Below are 17,201 nucleotides of genomic sequence, written 5' to 3' on the forward strand. Positions count from 1 at the left end.
TTACTGGTGAGTTCTACGCGCGGGTAACCGTGTCGTGGGTAACACCGGGTTTAACCGCCCGCGCGGGCGCGGCGAACAAACCTGCTGCATGCAGGTGGTTACGGTCGAGTAGCCATAACTGCGCTGATCAAGGCACGATTGTTATGTAATCGTTATGTTAAAAAAACCGACTCGCTTGACGGCCACTGACACCGCGTCAGTCCGGTCCGGCGAACCCAGCTTGCCCGAAAATGAGCGAACGAGTGTTTGCTGGAAGTTGGACCGTCCGGCCGCTAGGCCCACTGACCGAACTGGGGTTTGAGGATTTCGTTGATGTCGACCCCGACGCCGCCGACGCTTCGTTTGTCGATCTCGACCTGATGCAGGCTCGCGGCGGGATGGGCGAAGCCCTTCGGCGAGCCCCAGTTGTGCTGCCAGAAGTACGAGCCGAGGCCGTCGTGGAGGGCCCAGTCGATGGTTTTGGAATTGGCGTACACGCCGGTGCGCTCGTGCCCGATCACCGACTCCCAGGAGCGCAGATACGGAACTATCTGCTGCTTGTACTGCTCGTACGACGGGTCGTCGTCGATCGACGCATAGATCGGGGCGTTCGCCGGACCGCCGGCGGCGGCGTGCAACTGCATCCCGCGCTGCGCGTGTTGCAGGCCCGCACCCGCGCCGCCCAGCCAGTCGGCGCTGGACCCCTTGCCGTACTGGTAGCACGAGACGATCTTGAGCCCGTTGCTGCTCAGGTCACGGGCCTCGCCGACCTGAATCGGCTTGCCCAGCATCCAGTTGCCGCCCGGCCGGCGGTCCGAGACGTAGCGAATGGAACCGACCGCCCCGGCGGCCCTGATTTGGCTGGCCGGGATGACCCCCGCCGCGTAGTCCAGCAGGGTGCCGAGCGACGCCGATGCGGGCGCGGCGCGCAACGACGCCGCCGCGACGCCGAGCCCTACCAGACCCGGGGTCGCGGCCGCGAATTTGAGCACGTCACGCCGCGAGACCGACACATGCCACAGGGTACGACAGGAACATCACGCGCCCCATGAACCACTTACGTCACAGCGGTCACATATGCGTCACGGCGGCGCATCGCCGGGCAGCACGATGACGATGATGGCCTCCAGGCCGCGGCGGGTGGTCTGCCGCGATATCTCCTCGAGGAAACGGGCGGCCGCCGGACTGATGGATCCGGCCCAGGCGCGGAATCCCTGCACCATCACCGGGTCGTTCACGAGCAACGGTTGCACCCGCCGCAGCACGCTGACCACGTCGTCGGGCAACGGGTCGGCCACTTGCGCGTCGATCCAGGAGCACGCGAGTTCCGTTGCCGCGGAATCGCTTTCGTCTAACGAAACAACGTCGTTGGCGAGTTTACGCAGTCGGTCGAAGAGCACCTGATGTCCAGGCGTCTCGGCCAGTTGCTCGAGCAGCGTGCTGGCCGCGGGCGGTAACGCCATCTGCCCGAACAAGGCGGGAACCGGCAGCTCCCACTCGTCGAACAAGCTGGCGTACATCGCGGTGACGGGCGCGGAGAGCGGTTCGGTGAGCCTGCCGATGACGCCGATGCTGTCGCGATGCCTCGTCGCCAGCCTGCGCAGGAGGTTCTCGTCAAGGTCGGTCGCGTCGGCGATCCCGGTGGCGGTGTCGATCGCCGCGATCAGCTGATCCAGCCGGTCGCGTTCGCGCACCAGCAAGGTGCGGTGCTCGTCCAGCAGCGCCGCCAGAGTGGTCTGACCGCCGTCGAGCAAGCGCTGGATGTCGTTGATGCCGACGCCGAGGCTTCTCATCAGGTCGATGCGCAGCAGCTCGAGCACCTGGTCGACGTCGAACACGCGGTAGCCGTTGCTCAGGTACTCGGCGTGCAGCAAACCGATTTTCTCGTAGTGGCGGATGCGGCCCGAGGCGATTCCGGTCAGGGCCGCGACGTCGCCGATCAGCAACTGCTCAGCCACGGCTTGACCTTACAACTGTCACAAGGTCTGTACTGGGCATATGGAGCGCGACCAGCTCATCGACCTGACCAGGCGGGCGTGCAAGCTGGCGCGCGACAAGACGACCGACCTCGCCGCGTCACAACATCGGGTCAACGCACGGGACTACACGTCGGTCGAGCGACACGAGCTGGACCGGGCCATGCTCCTGGCCAGCCCGCAGCTCGTCGGCTACGTCTCGGAGCTGCCAGGTCCGGGCGCGTACTGCACCAAGGAGGTGATGGGCCGATCGATCCTGCTGACCCGCACGTCCGAGGGTTCGGTCAAGGCGTTCGACAACGTCTGCCTGCATCGCCAATCGCCGGTCGCGACGGGGTGCGGCACGGCGAAGCGGTTCACGTGTCCCTACCACGCGTGGACGTACGACAACACGGGGCGCTTGGTGGCGCTTCCGGGACATGAGGGGTTCCCGGAGGCGTCGATCAAGTCCGACGGTTTGACCGAACTTCCGGCGGCCGAGTACGCCGGATTCCTTTGGATCGCGCTGGATCCCGGCGCGACCCTGGACGTCGCGGCGCACCTGGGGCCGTTGGCCGACGAGCTCGATTCGTGGGGCATCGGCCGGTGGTCCCCACTCGGCGAGAAGGTGCTCGACTTTCCGATCAATTGGAAGCTGGCGGCCGACACCTTCGCGGAGAACTACCATTTCGCCACCGTGCACCGGCAAACCTTTGCCACCATCGCTCGGAGCAACTGCACGGTGTTCGACTCGTACGGGCCCCATCACCGGTTGATCTTCCCGCTCAACACGATCCTGGATCTCGACGATGTTCCCGAAGAGCAGTGGGACCCGTTCCACAACATGGTCGTGATTTACGCGCTGTTCCCCAATATCGTGCTGTCGGTGACCATCGCCAACGGCGAGCTCTTCCGCATCTACCCGGGCGACCGACCCGGCCGGTCGATTACCGTGCACCAGAACTCGACACCGCTGGACCTGTCCGACGAATCGGTGGCCGCCGGCGCTCGAGCCGTCTTCGAGTATGCGCACGCAACCGTCCGCGACGAGGATTACCGGCTGGTCGAGGGCCTACAGGCCAACCTCGAGTCGGGCGCTCGGGATCATCTGGTGTTCGGCCGCAACGAACCTGGGCTGCAGCACCGCCACATCACCTGGGCCGAAGCGCTCGCGCCGAGACTGTAAATATGCAGCGAAAGTGCGAGTGAACACCTGCGAATTTACAGGCTCGACGCGGAGTCCCTCAATTCTCCTCTGACAGGACGGCGATCAGATCCTCGAGAATCGTTGCCAACAAATCGTTTTCGGCCGGCGCCGCGCCGGTCAACAACTCGACCGCCTCGCCGCGACGGCCGGCGGCAACCAGCGGCACCACCTGATCGACGATCGTCTGCAGCTCCGGGGCGGGTGGTTCGACGTTCGCGACGGTGGTGGCCAGCACCTCGACCAGCTCCCAGTCGCGATACAGCGCGAGCGAGCGCTCGTTGAAGGCAAACCCGGTCACGGGTTTGCCCCACAGCGTTCCGTGGTAGCGGTAGGGACCTTCCATGTACTCGATCGGCAGCCCATGCGCCGGGGCCGCCACCAACGGTTCCCCGATGATGTCCAGTTGCAGTGTGGCGCAGCTGATCCGGTGGCGGTCCGGCATGTATCGAGCGGGGGCGACCGGCCGCACCAGCGGTCGGACCGCGTTCGGCCAGCGCACGTAGCTGCTGATCGTGACCTCGACGTCTTCGGCGCAGTCGGGCGGCAAGGCCGGGTCGGGATAGCTGGTCGTGACGCCGCTAAACGGCTGTAGTGCATTACCGTTCGTGCGATCGAATTGCCGCCAGATGCTCAAGTCCACGCCGTTGTCGAAGTTGATGGTGCGCCATTCGTGCGACCTGGCCCGTGGGTCTCCCCCGCTTCCCCCGCCGCCGGCGTACTTCGGGAACCACTGCCGGTCGACGTGCCCACCGCTGCCGGAGACCTGCTCGACGACGTCTCCCCACCGCAGCGTGCCCGTCATCGCCATTCCCGTCTGGAAATACGAGTAGGTGTCGCTTTGGCCGAAGCAGACGATCTTCCCGTTGTAGGTCGACGCACCCACCGGAGTCGGTGCGCGCGTTGGGGTTACGGCCAGGTCGAGCCGCATCGGCCGGCCTGAGTGGTCCTGGCCCACCAGGCTGAGGCGATACGTGAACGGCAGCAATTCCCCGTCGCCGCTGCGGCAGGCGCTCCAGGACGCGGTTCCCGCGCCACTGTGGTAGCTGAGGTCGAGGTAGCCCGACGCCATGGCCAGCTTGCGCTGAGCCCCCGGCTCCATGTTGGCGGGCGGCATGTCGTAATCCGTATAGGTGCCGTAGTCACCGGTGTCGAGGTCGAACAGCGCCATCGTGTAGAAATCCGCGACGATCGTTCCCCCGGGCCGGTTCTTGTTGAAGATGGTCAGGAAGGCAAACGAACGGCCGCTTTCGGTGGCATCGAGCTGGCCGGCAATGAACCAGGTGTCCGATTCCTGGTCGGCGTGTTCGCCTTCGGCGGCCGGGAAGTCCAGCTGCGGATCGCCGGGGACCAACCGAAACGGGTAAGTGCGCCAGTCGCTATCCATGTCGCTTCCTTGCCACGGCGCCATCTTGCTTTTTTCACTATGTTAGCGTCAATAGCGAATTGCGGTCGCGGTCCGATTCCCCGAGGAAGTGCCCGATGACAGAAAATCCCGGCCATCGTTCCTACAACGAACTCTTCATCGGAGGGCAGTGGCGCAAGCCCGCCAACCCGCAACAGCTCGCCGTGATCTCGCCGCACTCCGAAGAGCCGGTCGGCCACGTCCAGGTGGCCGGGCCCGAGGACGTCGACGCCGCCGTCGTCGCCGCGCGAAGCGCCTTCGACCACGGCCCCTGGCCCCGCATGACCCATGCCGACCGAATGGCAAAAGTCGAACAACTCGCCGGGATCTACGCCGGGCACATCGAGGAGATGGCCGACCTGATCACCGACGAGATGGGTTCTCCCCGCAGTTTCAGCCGGCTGGGCCAAGCGGCCGCCGCGGCCTCACTGATCCACCTCGCGCTGGCCGCCGCGCGCGACTTCCCCTGGGTGGAACGCCGCCAGGGGGTGCTCGGCGAAGTGCACCTGCGCCGGGCCCCGGTCGGGGTGGTTGGGGCGATCGTGCCGTGGAACGTGCCGCAGTTCCTGATCATGCCCAAGCTGATCCCGGCCCTGATCGCCGGCTGCACGGTGATCATCAAGCCCGCACCCGAAACGCCCTTGGACGCTTTGTGGTTGGCGGAAATGATCGAGCAGCTGGACCTGCCCGACGGGGTGGTCTCGGTGCTGCCGGGCGGACCCGACATCGGGGAGGCGCTGGTGCGCCATCCCGGTGTCGACAAGATCGCGTTCACCGGCTCCAGCGCCATCGGGCGCCGCATCGCCGCGCTCTGCGGTGAGCAGCTGAAGCGCTACAGCCTCGAGCTGGGCGGTAAGTCGGCGGCGATCATTCTCGACGACGCCGACATCGGCAAGACGGTGGCCGGGCTGAAAACCGCCGGCCTGATGAACAACGGTCAGGCGTGCGTCGCGCAGACCCGCATCCTGGTGAGCGATCGCCGTCACGACGAGGTGGTCGACGCGCTGGCCGACATGATGTCGGCCCTCAACGTCGGCGACCCGGCCGACGAGGCCACCGATATCGGACCCCTTGTCGCGCAACGCCAACAACGTCGGGTGCAGGAGTACATCAAGTCGGGCAAATCGGAAGGGGCCCGCGTCGTGCTCGGCGGCGAAGACAGTCCGTCCGGCCGCGGCTGGTACGTGCGGCCGACGCTGTTCACCGACGCCACCAACGACATGCGCATCGCCCGCGAGGAGATCTTCGGTCCCGTGTTGACCGTGCTGCGCTACCGCGACGAGGACGACGCGATCCGCATCGCCAACGAGAGCGACTACGGTCTGGCCGGTTCGGTATGGACCTCTGACATCGCCCACGGCCTGGAGGTCGCGGCCGGTGTCCGCACCGGCACCTACGGCATCAACATGTACACGCTCGACATCGGCGCCCCGTTCGGCGGCTTCAAGCAGTCGGGCATCGGGCGCGAGTTCGGCCCGGAGGGCCTGCACGAGTACGTCGAGCTTCAGACGCTGGTGTGCAAGGGCAAGCTGCCGCCGCTATAGCTCGCGCGGCCGCCACGCGGCATCGCGGCCGAGCCGCGCGAGAAGCCTTGCCTGGATATCGGTTTCGTCGTTTACCGCGACGGGCGCCTCGAACATTCCCGGCGCGGTCAAGGCCTGGGGGTCCGTCGGCAAAGCGGAGTAAAACCGTTCGCACCAGCCGGGATCCAGCCGATCGTCGGAGCCCACCGCGCGGGCGAGGTCCCAGGTGTGCACCACGACATCGCGGGTCAGGTTTGGCATCAGCCGGTAGGCGTCCAGCTGCGCCGCGGCGCCCGATTCAAGCGCCTCCGTCAGCGCGTCATAGGTCAATTGCCAACGCGCCCGCGGATCGTCCCGGGGCCGGTCGGGTTTCAGCCCGAGGGGCCGCAGGATGAGTACGTCATGGAAGCCGATCACGTGCTCGAGGACCCCTCGGGCGTCCCAGGCGTCGCACGGTGAGCGACGGTCCCACCGGCCGTCCGCCGCGGCGACCGCCTCGCCGAACCGCCGGCATACGGCGAGGTGCAGTTCAACTACCTCATCCGTCACCACGGGTCTTCGGGCATCTGCAGCGTGAGCTCGACAGGACAGCAAAGGGCGCCATGCTGATTGGTCACCTGGATTTCGATGTCGACAAGGCAGCGCGGCGGATCCACCGAGGTGTCCCGCCGCTTGGCCAAGGCCCGCCCGCGCCCGATCATCGTGTCCCCCGCGTACACCGACCCGACCAGGCGCATCGATCGGCGCACCACGCGGCTGCTCGGACCCGCCCACTCGGTGGCGACCCGATCGGCAAAGCCGGCAAGGTGCATGGTGTTGACGTAAATCGTTGGGTTGCCCTGACGTTGGGCATAGCTGGGATCGAAATGGCCGGGGAAATAGTCCCATGTCGCCCCGGCGTTCTCCACCACCCGCTGATAGCTGATGTGGTCGACCACCTCGGGCAACTCAACGGGAACCTGGATCGTATTCCAGTCCAGATCGGTCACGAGGCGTCACCAGGAGTGAACCTGAACAACGTATTCCGGCACGTCGCCACCACCGCGCCGTCCTGACGGGTATAGGTCTCCAGCGTCTCGACGAAGTGACCGACCCCCAGGCGGGTCCGCTTCTCCGGTGACACCGACACCAGCTCCTCGACGGCGGTGAGCACGTCTCCCTCGACAATCGGCCGCAGGAACTCAACGTCGTTGGCCGCGTTGATGAACGTGGTGCCCGGCAGCGGCACCCGCAGCACGACCGAGGCAGCCGGTGGTCGGCCCGTCGGCTCCCACGGCGGGGGGATCAGCCAACCCATCAGGAGGGCCGGCGGGGCGAGCAGGCCGCCCCACCTCTGCCGGGCGAACTCGGCATCCCAATACGATCGATTGCCGTCGCGCACCATCGCGGCGAACAACTGGATGCGCGCGCCGCTGACGGGCGTCGCCGCGGTGCGGGGTTCGCTCTTCGCGCCGACCATGCGCAGCGCGTCTTCGTAACTGCCAAAGGCCAGCTGGTAGCTGAGGTCCCGACCCTCGCTCACATGACGAGCGGGTGGCGGCTCGGCACCGAATCCCATTCGAGCGCACGGGAAGTGAAGTACCAGGCGCCGCGCTCGTAGGTCAGCGTGTCCCGGTACGTCCCGGTGGCCCGCAGGGTGGTGTCGCCGTACATCGCGGCGAACAGCACCGCGACGCAACGCATGCTCGCGTTGATGCCGTCGACGCGGATCTCGTGGTCCAGGGTGACCAGCCGCTGTCCGTCGCCGCCGTCGAACGCCGCGCGCAGGTCGGTGAACAGGTCGCCGTCGCGGGAGTAGCTCGCGCCGGCGTGGCGGAAGGTGGCGATCCAGCGATCGCGATCACCGTCGGAGTAGGCCCTGTTGTGGCGGGCGGTCAAATCCAGGATCGCAGCGCGGGCCGTCGCGGCCTGGAGCATCTGCTGTTCCTGATAGGTCATGGTCATCTTGCTCTGCAGCCTCTCTGCGGAATGACGCCCAACAAGGGTTGGTGACGTAACACTAAATTAACTTACCGGCGATTCCGTAACATCAAGGTAACTTACCGGCGAACGATATACCCCTCTTTCTCGCGATCCCACGCCGTCGGACCCAGGCCGCGGCCCCGCAACACGTCTTTACGAACTCGCCCGATGACGTTCTTGGGGAGTTCATCGACGGTCTCCACGAATCGCGGCACACAGAAGTAGGGCATCCGGGCGGCGCAGAAGTCCAGCAACTCCGCGCAGTCCAGGGCGGCCCCGGGGCGCAGCGTCACGACCAACAGGATGTCGTCTTCGCCCAACTCGCTCGGGACCGCGACCGCCGCGGCCTCGGCAACCGAGGGATGGCTGGCGACGACTGCCTCCACCTCGACCGAGGAAACGTTTTCGCCGCGCCGGCGCAACGAGTCTTTGATGCGGTCGACGTAGGTCAGGTTCCGATCGGTGTCGAGACGGCCCAAGTCGCCGGTGCGAAACCACTCCGGGTGCGGCTCCACCCGTGAGCCCTGACTCACATAGCCCTCGCTCATCACGTGCGGGCGCCTTGGGCGGCAGGCGATTTCCCCCACCGCACCGGGCGGCAGCGGGTCGCCGCGCTCGTCCAGGATGCGGACGTCGAAATCGGGATTCGGCCGGCCCGACGTCCCGGGCACCCCTTCGTCGGACACGCCCTTGACCGCGATCGGAAAGGCCTCGGTCATGCCGTACATCGTGACGATGCGGCACCCATAACGCTTTTCGATCTCGCGGTAGGAGCCCGCGTCGATGGGCGCGGCGGAGATGAACCGCAGCGGCAGCTGCCCGTCACGCGGATCCGCGGGCAGGTTCTGCAGCATCGACACCATCGCACCGGCCCCGACGAAACCGATGGCGCCGTGGGCGCGGATGTCATCCCAGACCTCGCCGGGGTGAAACGCCTTGGCCAACACGGTCGTTCCGCCGACCAGCATCGGGGCCAGCACGCTGGGCGCCGCACTCAGGTGGAAGAGCGGCATGGCCGTCCACAACACCTCCCCCGGGCCGAATTCCCAGGCGGATGCGGCGGTCGCGGCAATGGAGAACAGGTAATGCCACGTCGTGGCAACCGCTTTCGACGGGCCGGTCGTCCCGGAGGTGAAGAACAGCACCCCGACGTCGGCGGGCCCCGTGGGGTTTTCGGCCAGCGGAACGTCGAGGTCGAGGTGCAACGTGGCGGTGAGCGCATCATCCTGCACCACAACGCCGATCACCGCATCCAGCTGCCCGGCGACCTCGTCGACCCGGGATCGGCGTTCGGCGTCGGTGAGAATCACCTTGGCCCGCGACAATCGCAGCGTGTGCAGCAGGAAATCGCCCTTGTTCGCGGCATTCACCGCCGCGCTGACCGCGCCGATACGCGCCGCACCCAGCCAGAAGTAGACCCATTCCGGGCAGGTGGCGGTGAACAGCGCCACGCAGTCGCCGGGACCGACGCCCAGGCCGGTCAGCATGTGCGCCGCCGCGCGGGACCGCTGGCGCATCTGCTCGAAGGTCACGTCGACGCCGGCGATCGACATCATCACCCGGTCGGGGTGCTGCTCGGCCCGCGCGTCCAGCACGGCCGGCACGGTGAAGCTGTCGACACCGAAATCCGACGGCCCCGGCATCAGGCTTTCGCGGCCGCCGGGTCGGGCTCACCGTCGGCGGTGTAGCCGAAGTCGGACGGCGAGGGCTGCGGACCCGGGTAGAAGCGGTGCGCCCAGCGGCGAAGGGCGGCGTAGTCGTGCGCCTCTTCGGGAGCCAGGTTGGGCTTTTCGAGGTACTTCATGTTCTCCCACGTGAAGAAGTCCTGCTTGATGACCTCTTGCTGCAGCGCCAGGAACCTGGCGGCGCGGCCGGTGGGCGCGTCGCCGCTGTCGCCGGGCTCACGGACGGACGCCTGCGTGTAGAAGTAGTCGGTGTAGTCCTCGTCGACCGGCGTCTGCCCGGTCACCTGCAGGGTGGCCACCAACTCACTGGGGAAACGAACCAGGCCCAAGCCCAACGAGTAGTTGTCGTAGATGATCTTGGCGTCGACCGGCCCGTTCGGGGTCAGCCAGGTCGAGGCGCGGCCGCCGCCGAAATGGGCGTTGACCGTGGCGTGCAGGTGGTAGCCGGATACCTCGAATGACGAGGTGGTCGCGGGGTTGGCGGCCTTGTGCACGTACTGAACGTGGTAGGGGTCGGCGGCGTTCTCGATGATCATTTGCGGATGCACCTTGACCCGGTTGAGCATCTGGGTGTGCGGGTGCAGCGGGTAGTACTCGTCGGTTTCCAGTTCGGGCAGCACCGGCGGTTGCCAGTACGGCGCCCGGCCGTGCCGCTCGTGCCACGCGAGGATAAACCCGTACCACTCCATGCTCGGGTAGGTGCGGATGCGGACGTTGTTCTTGCAGCCGATCTTGCTGTACGGGATCAGGGCGTTGGTGCCGTCGCCGCGCCACCGCCAGCCATGCCAGGGGCAGACGATGTTCTCGCCCTCGACGGTGCCGCCGACGCCGAGGTTGGCGCCGAGATGCTGGCAGTAGGCGTCCATGACGTGCACCTGGCCGGACTCGGTGCGGAAAAGTACCAGCTCTTCGCCGAAGTAGTGCGCGCGCTTGACCTGGCCGGGGGGCAGGTCGGAGCCGAAGGCGACGATGAACCAGCCCGTCGGGAACCGGTAGGTGGACAGCGCGATGCCCGCCTGTCCGAACTCACGCTCCGAAGGATCTGCGGCCAAATCTGATGCCGAGTCCGAAACTGTATCCGTCACGACCACTCCCAGCGGGTTCGACGCTAAGCTCTATTTTTACTATCTTAAGCATTGAACGTCAACGCGGCGCCCGCAAGGTGCCTGTTGTCACGACGAAGCGGGGTTCCGGATGACGGCTGCGGCAGTGGACCTATCCGATTTCGCCTTGTGGCGCAACGGTTTTCCCGACGAATTGTTCGCCGAGTTGCGACACACCCGGCCGCTGTTCCGGCACGAGATGACGCCCGGCGTCGCCGAGACCGTGCACCGCGAATTCTGGGTGGCCACCAAGCACCGGCACGCGGTCCGGCTGCATCGGGATACGGAGTCCTTCACCGCCGTCGACGGCCCGCTCATCCAACCGGTCGGGATGTTCTCGTCGTACCCGACGATCATCAACATGGACCCGCCGGAACTGAACAAGCGCCGCAAGCTCATCTCCAGCGCGTTCAACCCGCGCGCGATCGCCAAACTCGAGGACGGAATCCGGGCGCGCGCCGCCGGGATGATCAACCACCTGCTGGCCGAGGGCGGCGGCGACTGGATCGAGGACGTCGCCGACGCGCTGCCCATGACGGTCATCGGCGACATCATCGGCATCCCGGACGAAGACCGGCCGCGCATCTTCGACAGCCTGGACCGCATCCTGAAAGCCAACGCGCCCGGGCCGCGGCCGAGGCAGCAGGACTATACCGATCTGTACGCCACCATCTTTGGGTACGCGATGGAGCTCACCGCGGAAAAGCGGCGCAACCCCACCGACGACATCTGGAGCACCCTGGCTTCCGCGGTGATCACCGGCGAGGACGGCGAGGAATTCAGCCTGCCCGCCAACGAACTCGAGTTCTTTTTCTTCGTGCTGACATTCGCCGGCAGCGACACCACCAAGAACGCGTTGGCCATCGGGCTGCAGGCGTTCGTCGAGAACCCGGAGCAAATCGAGCGGTACCGCGCGCGGGAGGAGGTGCGCCCGAGCGCCGTCGAGGAGGTGTTGCGCTGGGCGTCACCGGTGGCGTACTGGACGCGCACCACCAAGGTCGACGTCGAGATGGACGGCCAGCAGATCGCGAAGGGCGAGCGGGTGGTGTCCATGCTGCGGTCGGCGAACCGCGACGAGGAGGTGTTCCCCTCCCCGTTCACCTTCGACATCGGGCGACAGCCCAACCCGCAGGTGGCTTTCGGGGGCGGCGGACCGCACCACTGCCTGGGCGCCATGCTGGCGCGCGCCGAACTGCGCGCGGTCTTCGACGAACTGCTGCTGCGCTGCGACGACATCGCCCTCGGCCCGGCCACCGTGGCTTATCCGAACCTGCTGACCAACATGTCGATCTACGACGGGATGGCGATCTCGCTAGGCGAGCGGCGTTAGGTCAATCGATCAGGCGCAGCGCGGCCTTGGGGCACTGGTCCACCGCGGCGCGCACGTCGATCTCCAGCCGCGCCGGCACGGGGCCGTCGGCGATCTGCACGACGTCGGCCTCGCCCAGTTCGAATACCTCAGGGGCGAGCGATTCGCAGAAGCCGTTGGCCTCACACAAGTCTTCGTCGACTGTCACGCGCATCAGGCGTCCTCCTCAACCATTATTTTTTGAGGCCCGCCGGACGGGTCCCGATCACTTTGTCGTTGGCCAGGTTGTCCAGTTCTTCGTCGGTCGCTCCACACCGATCGCGCAATACCTCCCCATTGTGCTCGCCCAGCCTCGGTGGCGGGCGAAGCAGCCACCTGTCCTGGCCGGCCAGCTTCGCGAACGGCGGGCACGGATAGAGGCCCGCCCCGGTGCTCGGATGGTCGAGGGTCTCCAGGAATCCCCGGTCGCGCAGTTGGGGGTTCTCGGTCACCAACGAAGGCGACACCACGGGCGCGGCGGGAACGCCCGCCCCGGCCAGGCGCTCGACCGCCGATTCCAGTGATTGCGCGGCGAACCAATCCGCCAGCCGGCGATCGATGTCGTCGGCCCGCTGCCGCCGCCCGCTCACGGTCGCCAGACCCTCGTCGCACCAGGCGGGTCGCTCCATGAGATCGACCAGGGCCTGCCACTGCCGGTCGTCGCGCACCGTGACCGCGATCCAGTCGTCGTCGCCGGCGCACCGGTAGATGTTCTGGATCGCCTCGCCGTGACCGCGGTTGCCGCGCCGGCCCAGCGTCACCCCGAAGACCTCGGCCTCGATCGCCTGTATCGCGGTGGCGTTGAGCACCGTTTCCAGCATCGGCAGCTCGAGCAGCTGGCCGGTTCCGGTGCGCTCGGCGAAGTCCAGCGCGGCCAGCACGGCAAACGCGGCGTGCACGCCGGCCAGCGGATCACACGCTCCGCGCGGCGTCACCGGCGGGGCCTCGGACAGCCCGGTGACCCAGGCCAGGCCGGCGATCTGCTCCATGGTCGGGGCGAATCCGACGCGTTCGCGCCACGGACCGCCCAGCCCGAACGCGGGCATCCGGGCGACCACGAGTTTCGGGTTGACCTCCAGCAGGACGTCGCCGGTGAGGCCGAACTGATCCATCACCCGCGGCGAGAAGTTCTCGATCACCACATCGGCGCCGGCCGCCAACTTCTTGAACAGGCGACGACCCTCGTCGGACCCCAAATCCAGTGTGACGGAACGCTTATTGGTGTTCATCGCGTGGAACACCCAGCCGTACTCCCACCAGTCGTCCACGTCGGTGCGCATCCCGCCGGAGTAGCGAATGCCGTCGGGCCGCTGGATGGACTCCACCTTGATCACGTCGGCGCCGAACGCGGCCAGCAGGTGGGTCGCGGCCGGCCCCGCCCAGAACGCGGTCAGGTCGACGATGCGCAGGCCCTCCAGCGGCAGACCCCCTAGGCCGGGAGAGAGGCCGGATTCGCCTCTCTGCCAGGCTGGTTCGTCGTTGGCCTCACCCGGCGCGGGAGTAGCGCGCAGGCGCGCCGGCGCGCACGCGGCCATCAGCCACGGCGCGCGCGGCTGGTGAAAGCCGGCGGGGTTGGGCGTAAACACCTCGCGCTCCCGCACGTACTCCATGTCGCGGATCGTGGAACCGTTGCCCAATGCCGCGATCGGAAGCCGGAACAGCTGACCGAGTTCGACGATCTCCGCCACGGTTCGTTCGGCCAGCCACGGGCCGATCTGTTCGCGGATCAGATCGCGGTAGGCCCACCGGCCGATCTGAAACCGCAGCTGTTCGATCTCCTCCAGCTGCGGGCACTCGACCATCGCGCAGAAGTCCAGCCATTGCTGCCCGGTCACCATGGTGATGCCGACGTAACCGTCCTTGGCCGGTTCGATCGAGGGCACCTCCAACGTGCGCCGGACGGGCGGAACGCGTAGCAGCTGCGAGTGCAACCATTCGCTGCTCTGCATCGCGGTCATCGCCTCGAGCATCGACAGGTCGAGATGCTCGCCGGGCCCGCCGCGCTCGACGCGACGGCGCACGGCAAGCGCGCCGAACGCGGCGTAGACGCCGCCCATGTACTCCCCCAGATCACCGCCGATCGCGATGGGAGGCCCGGCGGGATCGCCGCGAAAGCCGGGCGAGCCGGCCCACGCCTGCAGGGTGAACTCGCTCGCGGCGCGATCGGCATACGGTCCGGCCCAGCCGAAGTCGGAGATCGTGACGACGATCGCCCGCGGGGAGTCAGCCAGCAGCCGCTGCGGATCGACGCCCAGCGTCGTCGCCTGCGACCGGCCGACGGTGACCACCACGACGTCGGCGGCGGCGAGTTCCGCGCGGTACCGTTCGGAGTCCGGAGTGACGGTCAGGCTGCGCTTGCCGGCGTTGAGGTAGCTGAAGAACGGGGACGCCTGGCCATCCGGCACGGGCGAACAGCTGGCGGTGTACCGCCGCAGCCAATCCCCCTGTGGCGGTTCAATTTTGCGCACCTGCGCCCCGGCATCGACGAGCAGCTTGCCGCAGTAGTCGCCGGCAATCCGGTCGCTGATCTCGACGACACGCAATTCGTCAAGCGGTGTCGGCCGGCTGTCGGGCTCGCGCCTCACGCGGCTATTTATACCATTACTGCTAAAATAGCTAAGCCAGTCGAGCACGCGCGAGGAACGGATGACCGCCCTGGGAATTGGCCAAGATGCCCGTCGCCGACTGTCGGCGCCGAGGATCGCCGAAATCGTAGCCGACGAGTTGCGCCGTCAGATCATCGACGGCGAGCTCGCCGACGGCGACCTTTTGCCGCGCCAGGAGGTGCTCGTCGAGCAGTTCAACGTCAGCCTGGTCTCCCTGCGCGAGGCGCTGCGGATCCTGGAGACCGAGGGGCTGGTCTCGGTGCGGCGGGGAAACCGCGGCGGCGCCGTGGTGCACGCGCCCGCGAAGACCAGCGCGGCCTACATGCTCGGCCTACTGCTGCAGAGCGAATCCGTCCCGGTGGCCGACCTGGGCTTCGCGCTGCGGGAACTCGAACCCGCCTGCGCCGCACTGGCCGCCCAGCGGCCCGACAGGGCGGACACACTGGTGCCGGAACTCAAGCGGGTGAACGACTCGATGGCCGAAAATCTCGACGATGGCCGGCTCTTCACCGAAATCGGCCGTGAGTTCCACGATCTCGTGGTCCGCGGCTGCGGAAACCACACCATCATCGCGGTGGTCGGCAGCCTGGAGACGCTGTGGACCAGTCACGAGCAGCAGTGGGCCGACGAGAGCTCGGCGCGCGGCACCTACCCGTCGCTGACCCAGCGCCGTGCCGTGCTCGCCACCCATGTCAAGCTCACCGAGACCATCGCCGAGGGTGACGTCGACCGCGCCCGCCGCATCGCGGGCCGCCACCTGGCCGACGCGCAGACCTACGTGCTGTCGGGGCGGCCGGATCAACGCATCCATGCGCTGTCGCCGCAGGCATTGGCGCGCCCGCGGGACATCCGGCGCCCCTGACGCCGATGCGAACCGCACTAGTCACCGGCGGCAGCGGCGGGATCGGGAAGGGATGCGCCCGCAAGCTCGGCGAGCTCGGTTACGACGTGGTGCTCGCGGCGCGGCGCGAGGCCCCGCTACGCGCGGCCGCCGCGGAGCTCGGCGCCCGACACATCGTCGCCGACGCATCCGACCCCGACGGGTTCGCCTCTGCCATAAGCGTTTTGGAGCGGATCGACCTCGTCGTACACGCGGCCGGCACGCTCGGCGGAACCTACGCGCGCAAGCAGACATTCGACCAGTGGCGGACCATCATCGCGGCCAACCTGGATTCCTGCTTCGTGGTGACGGCCGCCGCCCTGCCCCGGATGCAGGCAGGCTCACGGTTCGTGTTCATCTCGTCGTCGGCGGCGCACGAGCCGATGATGGCCCGCACCGCCTACTCCGCGTCGAAGGCCGGCATGAACGCGTTCGCCCGCGCGCTGGCGCTCGAGGTGGACCGTGACGGCATCGCCGTGCACATCGTGACGCCCGGCCCGGTGGAAACCGAGATGCTGCAAGACGTTCCCTTCGAGATGTACGCGATCCAGGTGTCCGACGTCGCCGAGGCGGTCGCCTGGCTGGACACCGTCGACCCATCGGTCGACCTGCCGGAGATCCGGCTGTCGGCCGTGCAGCGCGGTCCGTTCGCGCGACCGCCGGTCGTGCCTACGGAAGCCCGCCGCCGGCGCCAGCGAACCCCTTGATCACCGACTCACCGAACTCGTGCAGGGACTCGGGGGCGGCGAAATCGGCGAACCACACGTAGAACCGCTCGACGCGCTGAGCGGCCAGACCGCCGAAGTGCGCGATGAGCTCGTCGGCGTCGCCGCAGACCAGCCCGGAGCCCAGATTGCCGAAACGCCGGGTGCTCACCTCGCGCACCTTGTCCGGGTCGCTGCCTGTCCGGACAAATCCCACCATCTGCTGCATCGACACGCGCGCGCTGCCCGCGGCGGGGGCCAGCTTTGGCAATTTGTCGAGGTGGTTGGCGGGCAGATTCCACCAATCCGCGTATTTGCGAACGAGTTCCATCATCCGGGGTCCGGTGCCGCCCAGGAGCAGCGGTATCGGATGGGACCGGCGCGGGACCTGCGCGGCCTCCCCCGGTTCGTCGCCCCAATACTGCCGGATCAGCTCGAGGTGGCGCCCGAGTTGTTCGACCCTGGCCTTCGGATCCTGCTGCCCCACATCGAATCTGGTGAACTCGGCGGGCCAGGAGCCCGCGCCGAGGCCGAGGTCGAACCTGCCGTTCGACGCGTCCGAGAGGGTGACGGCCTGTTTGGCCAGCACGGCCGGGTGCCGGAACGCGTCGCAGAGCACCAAGTGGCCGATCCGCAGCCGCTCCGTCTTGGCCGCCACCCAGGCGGCGATGCCCATTGCCTCCCAGATGATTTCGTCGGGCAGCCCCGGCGCCTCGAGGTGATCGATGAACGCCACCCCGTCGAAACCGCTGGCCTCGGCATGACGCGCCCGCTCCGTGATGTCGGCGGCCGGCAGCCGTACCTGCGGCAGGAACAGATACCACTCGACCATGCGCCCACCTATGCT

Annotated in this window: 17 protein-coding genes; 5 read left to right on the plus strand and 12 right to left on the minus strand. The window is 67.4% G+C overall.

Going from position 1 to position 17,201, the window contains the following annotated elements:
• Nucleotides 1–272: 272 nt before the first annotated feature.
• Nucleotides 273–992: a DUF1906 domain-containing protein gene (locus AC5Y2S_RS13900; protein ID WP_499956691.1), complete on the minus strand. Its 720-nt coding sequence runs from the start codon at nt 990–992 to the stop codon at nt 273–275.
• A gap of 69 nt (nt 993–1,061) precedes the next feature.
• Nucleotides 1,062–1,937: a MerR family transcriptional regulator gene (locus AC5Y2S_RS13905; RefSeq protein ID WP_499956692.1), complete on the minus strand. Its 876-nt coding sequence runs from the start codon at nt 1,935–1,937 to the stop codon at nt 1,062–1,064.
• Nucleotides 1,938–1,977: 40 nt separating this feature from the next.
• Here AC5Y2S_RS13905 and AC5Y2S_RS13910 point away from each other — a divergent pair, with 40 nt between their 5' ends.
• A complete protein-coding gene (locus AC5Y2S_RS13910; protein ID WP_499956693.1) occupies nt 1,978–3,120 on the plus strand; it encodes an aromatic ring-hydroxylating oxygenase subunit alpha in 1,143 nt (380 codons plus the stop codon).
• A gap of 58 nt (nt 3,121–3,178) precedes the next feature.
• Here the strand turns inward: AC5Y2S_RS13910 and AC5Y2S_RS13915 are convergent, their stop codons facing one another.
• Nucleotides 3,179–4,525: a lipocalin-like domain-containing protein gene (locus AC5Y2S_RS13915; RefSeq protein ID WP_499956694.1), complete on the minus strand. Its 1,347-nt coding sequence runs from the start codon at nt 4,523–4,525 to the stop codon at nt 3,179–3,181.
• 95 nt (nt 4,526–4,620) lie between these two features.
• On the opposite strand from AC5Y2S_RS13915, the gene AC5Y2S_RS13920 reads away from it, so the two are divergent.
• Nucleotides 4,621–6,087, plus strand: coding sequence for an aldehyde dehydrogenase (locus AC5Y2S_RS13920; RefSeq protein ID WP_499956695.1), 1,467 nt, complete (start codon nt 4,621–4,623; stop codon nt 6,085–6,087).
• Here the strand turns inward: AC5Y2S_RS13920 and AC5Y2S_RS13925 are convergent.
• From AC5Y2S_RS13925 to AC5Y2S_RS13950, 6 genes are all read right to left on the minus strand, one after another.
• Nucleotides 6,082–6,615 carry a maleylpyruvate isomerase family mycothiol-dependent enzyme gene (locus AC5Y2S_RS13925; protein WP_499956696.1) on the minus strand — a complete coding sequence of 178 codons (534 nt, stop codon included), beginning with the start codon at nt 6,613–6,615 and terminating at the stop codon, nt 6,082–6,084. The genes AC5Y2S_RS13920 and AC5Y2S_RS13925 overlap by 6 nt on opposite strands.
• On the minus strand, nt 6,612–7,055 hold the full coding sequence (locus AC5Y2S_RS13930) for a MaoC family dehydratase (protein ID WP_499956697.1): 444 nt from the start codon (nt 7,053–7,055) through the stop codon (nt 6,612–6,614). The genes AC5Y2S_RS13925 and AC5Y2S_RS13930 overlap by 4 nt, the downstream gene beginning before the upstream one ends.
• Nucleotides 7,052–7,525, minus strand: a complete 474-nt coding sequence (locus tag AC5Y2S_RS13935; protein ID WP_499957046.1) for an FAS1-like dehydratase domain-containing protein — start codon at nt 7,523–7,525, stop codon at nt 7,052–7,054. The genes AC5Y2S_RS13930 and AC5Y2S_RS13935 overlap by 4 nt, the downstream gene beginning before the upstream one ends.
• A 59-nt stretch (nt 7,526–7,584) precedes the next feature.
• The gene (locus tag AC5Y2S_RS13940; protein WP_499956698.1) at nt 7,585–8,010 is read right to left on the minus strand and encodes a nuclear transport factor 2 family protein; all 426 of its coding nucleotides are present in this window, start codon (nt 8,008–8,010) and stop codon (nt 7,585–7,587) included.
• 95 nt (nt 8,011–8,105) lie between these two features.
• Nucleotides 8,106–9,671 (minus strand): AMP-binding protein, encoded by a 1,566-nt coding sequence (locus tag AC5Y2S_RS13945; RefSeq protein WP_499956699.1) that lies wholly within the window; start codon nt 9,669–9,671, stop codon nt 8,106–8,108.
• Nucleotides 9,671–10,798: an aromatic ring-hydroxylating oxygenase subunit alpha gene (locus tag AC5Y2S_RS13950; RefSeq protein ID WP_499904330.1), complete on the minus strand. Its 1,128-nt coding sequence runs from the start codon at nt 10,796–10,798 to the stop codon at nt 9,671–9,673. The genes AC5Y2S_RS13945 and AC5Y2S_RS13950 overlap by 1 nt, the downstream gene beginning before the upstream one ends.
• Before the next feature lie 109 nt (nt 10,799–10,907).
• Between AC5Y2S_RS13950 and AC5Y2S_RS13955 the strand changes: the two genes are divergently transcribed.
• A complete protein-coding gene (locus AC5Y2S_RS13955; RefSeq protein ID WP_499956700.1) occupies nt 10,908–12,146 on the plus strand; it encodes a cytochrome P450 in 1,239 nt (412 codons plus the stop codon).
• Between the two features lies 1 nt (nt 12,147).
• Here the strand turns inward: AC5Y2S_RS13955 and AC5Y2S_RS13960 are convergent, their stop codons facing one another.
• Nucleotides 12,148–12,339: a ferredoxin gene (locus tag AC5Y2S_RS13960; RefSeq protein WP_499956701.1), complete on the minus strand. Its 192-nt coding sequence runs from the start codon at nt 12,337–12,339 to the stop codon at nt 12,148–12,150.
• A gap of 19 nt (nt 12,340–12,358) precedes the next feature.
• Nucleotides 12,359–14,749: a CaiB/BaiF CoA-transferase family protein gene (locus tag AC5Y2S_RS13965; RefSeq protein WP_499956702.1), complete on the minus strand. Its 2,391-nt coding sequence runs from the start codon at nt 14,747–14,749 to the stop codon at nt 12,359–12,361.
• A 61-nt stretch (nt 14,750–14,810) separates the two neighbouring features.
• On the opposite strand from AC5Y2S_RS13965, the gene AC5Y2S_RS13970 reads away from it, so the two are divergent.
• Nucleotides 14,811–15,632 (plus strand): FadR/GntR family transcriptional regulator, encoded by an 822-nt coding sequence (locus AC5Y2S_RS13970; protein ID WP_499956703.1) that lies wholly within the window; start codon nt 14,811–14,813, stop codon nt 15,630–15,632.
• A 5-nt stretch (nt 15,633–15,637) separates the two neighbouring features.
• Nucleotides 15,638–16,357, plus strand: a complete 720-nt coding sequence (locus AC5Y2S_RS13975) for an SDR family oxidoreductase (RefSeq protein ID WP_499956704.1) — start codon at nt 15,638–15,640, stop codon at nt 16,355–16,357.
• Here AC5Y2S_RS13975 and AC5Y2S_RS13980 read toward each other — a convergent pair.
• Nucleotides 16,320–17,186: an LLM class flavin-dependent oxidoreductase gene (locus AC5Y2S_RS13980; RefSeq protein WP_499956705.1), complete on the minus strand. Its 867-nt coding sequence runs from the start codon at nt 17,184–17,186 to the stop codon at nt 16,320–16,322. The genes AC5Y2S_RS13975 and AC5Y2S_RS13980 overlap by 38 nt on opposite strands.
• Nucleotides 17,187–17,201 lie beyond the last annotated feature (15 nt).

Source organism: Mycobacterium sp. NGS69 (assembly GCF_059812165.1).

Coding starts and splice junctions, on each gene's coding strand:
- AC5Y2S_RS13910 (WP_499956693.1), top strand. CDS start 1,978: ATGGAGCGCGACCAGCTCATCGACCTGACCAGGCGGGCGTGCAAGCTG.
- AC5Y2S_RS13915 (WP_499956694.1), bottom strand. CDS start 4,525: ATGGATAGCGACTGGCGCACTTACCCGTTTCGGTTGGTCCCCGGCGAT.
- AC5Y2S_RS13920 (WP_499956695.1), top strand. CDS start 4,621: ATGACAGAAAATCCCGGCCATCGTTCCTACAACGAACTCTTCATCGGA.
- AC5Y2S_RS13935 (WP_499957046.1), bottom strand. CDS start 7,525: ATGGTCGGCGCGAAGAGCGAACCCCGCACCGCGGCGACGCCCGTCAGC.
- AC5Y2S_RS13940 (WP_499956698.1), bottom strand. CDS start 8,010: ATGACCATGACCTATCAGGAACAGCAGATGCTCCAGGCCGCGACGGCC.
- AC5Y2S_RS13945 (WP_499956699.1), bottom strand. CDS start 9,671: ATGCCGGGGCCGTCGGATTTCGGTGTCGACAGCTTCACCGTGCCGGCC.
- AC5Y2S_RS13955 (WP_499956700.1), top strand. CDS start 10,908: ATGACGGCTGCGGCAGTGGACCTATCCGATTTCGCCTTGTGGCGCAAC.
- AC5Y2S_RS13960 (WP_499956701.1), bottom strand. CDS start 12,339: ATGCGCGTGACAGTCGACGAAGACTTGTGTGAGGCCAACGGCTTCTGC.
- AC5Y2S_RS13970 (WP_499956703.1), top strand. CDS start 14,811: ATGACCGCCCTGGGAATTGGCCAAGATGCCCGTCGCCGACTGTCGGCG.
- AC5Y2S_RS13975 (WP_499956704.1), top strand. CDS start 15,638: ATGCGAACCGCACTAGTCACCGGCGGCAGCGGCGGGATCGGGAAGGGA.
- AC5Y2S_RS13980 (WP_499956705.1), bottom strand. CDS start 17,186: ATGGTCGAGTGGTATCTGTTCCTGCCGCAGGTACGGCTGCCGGCCGCC.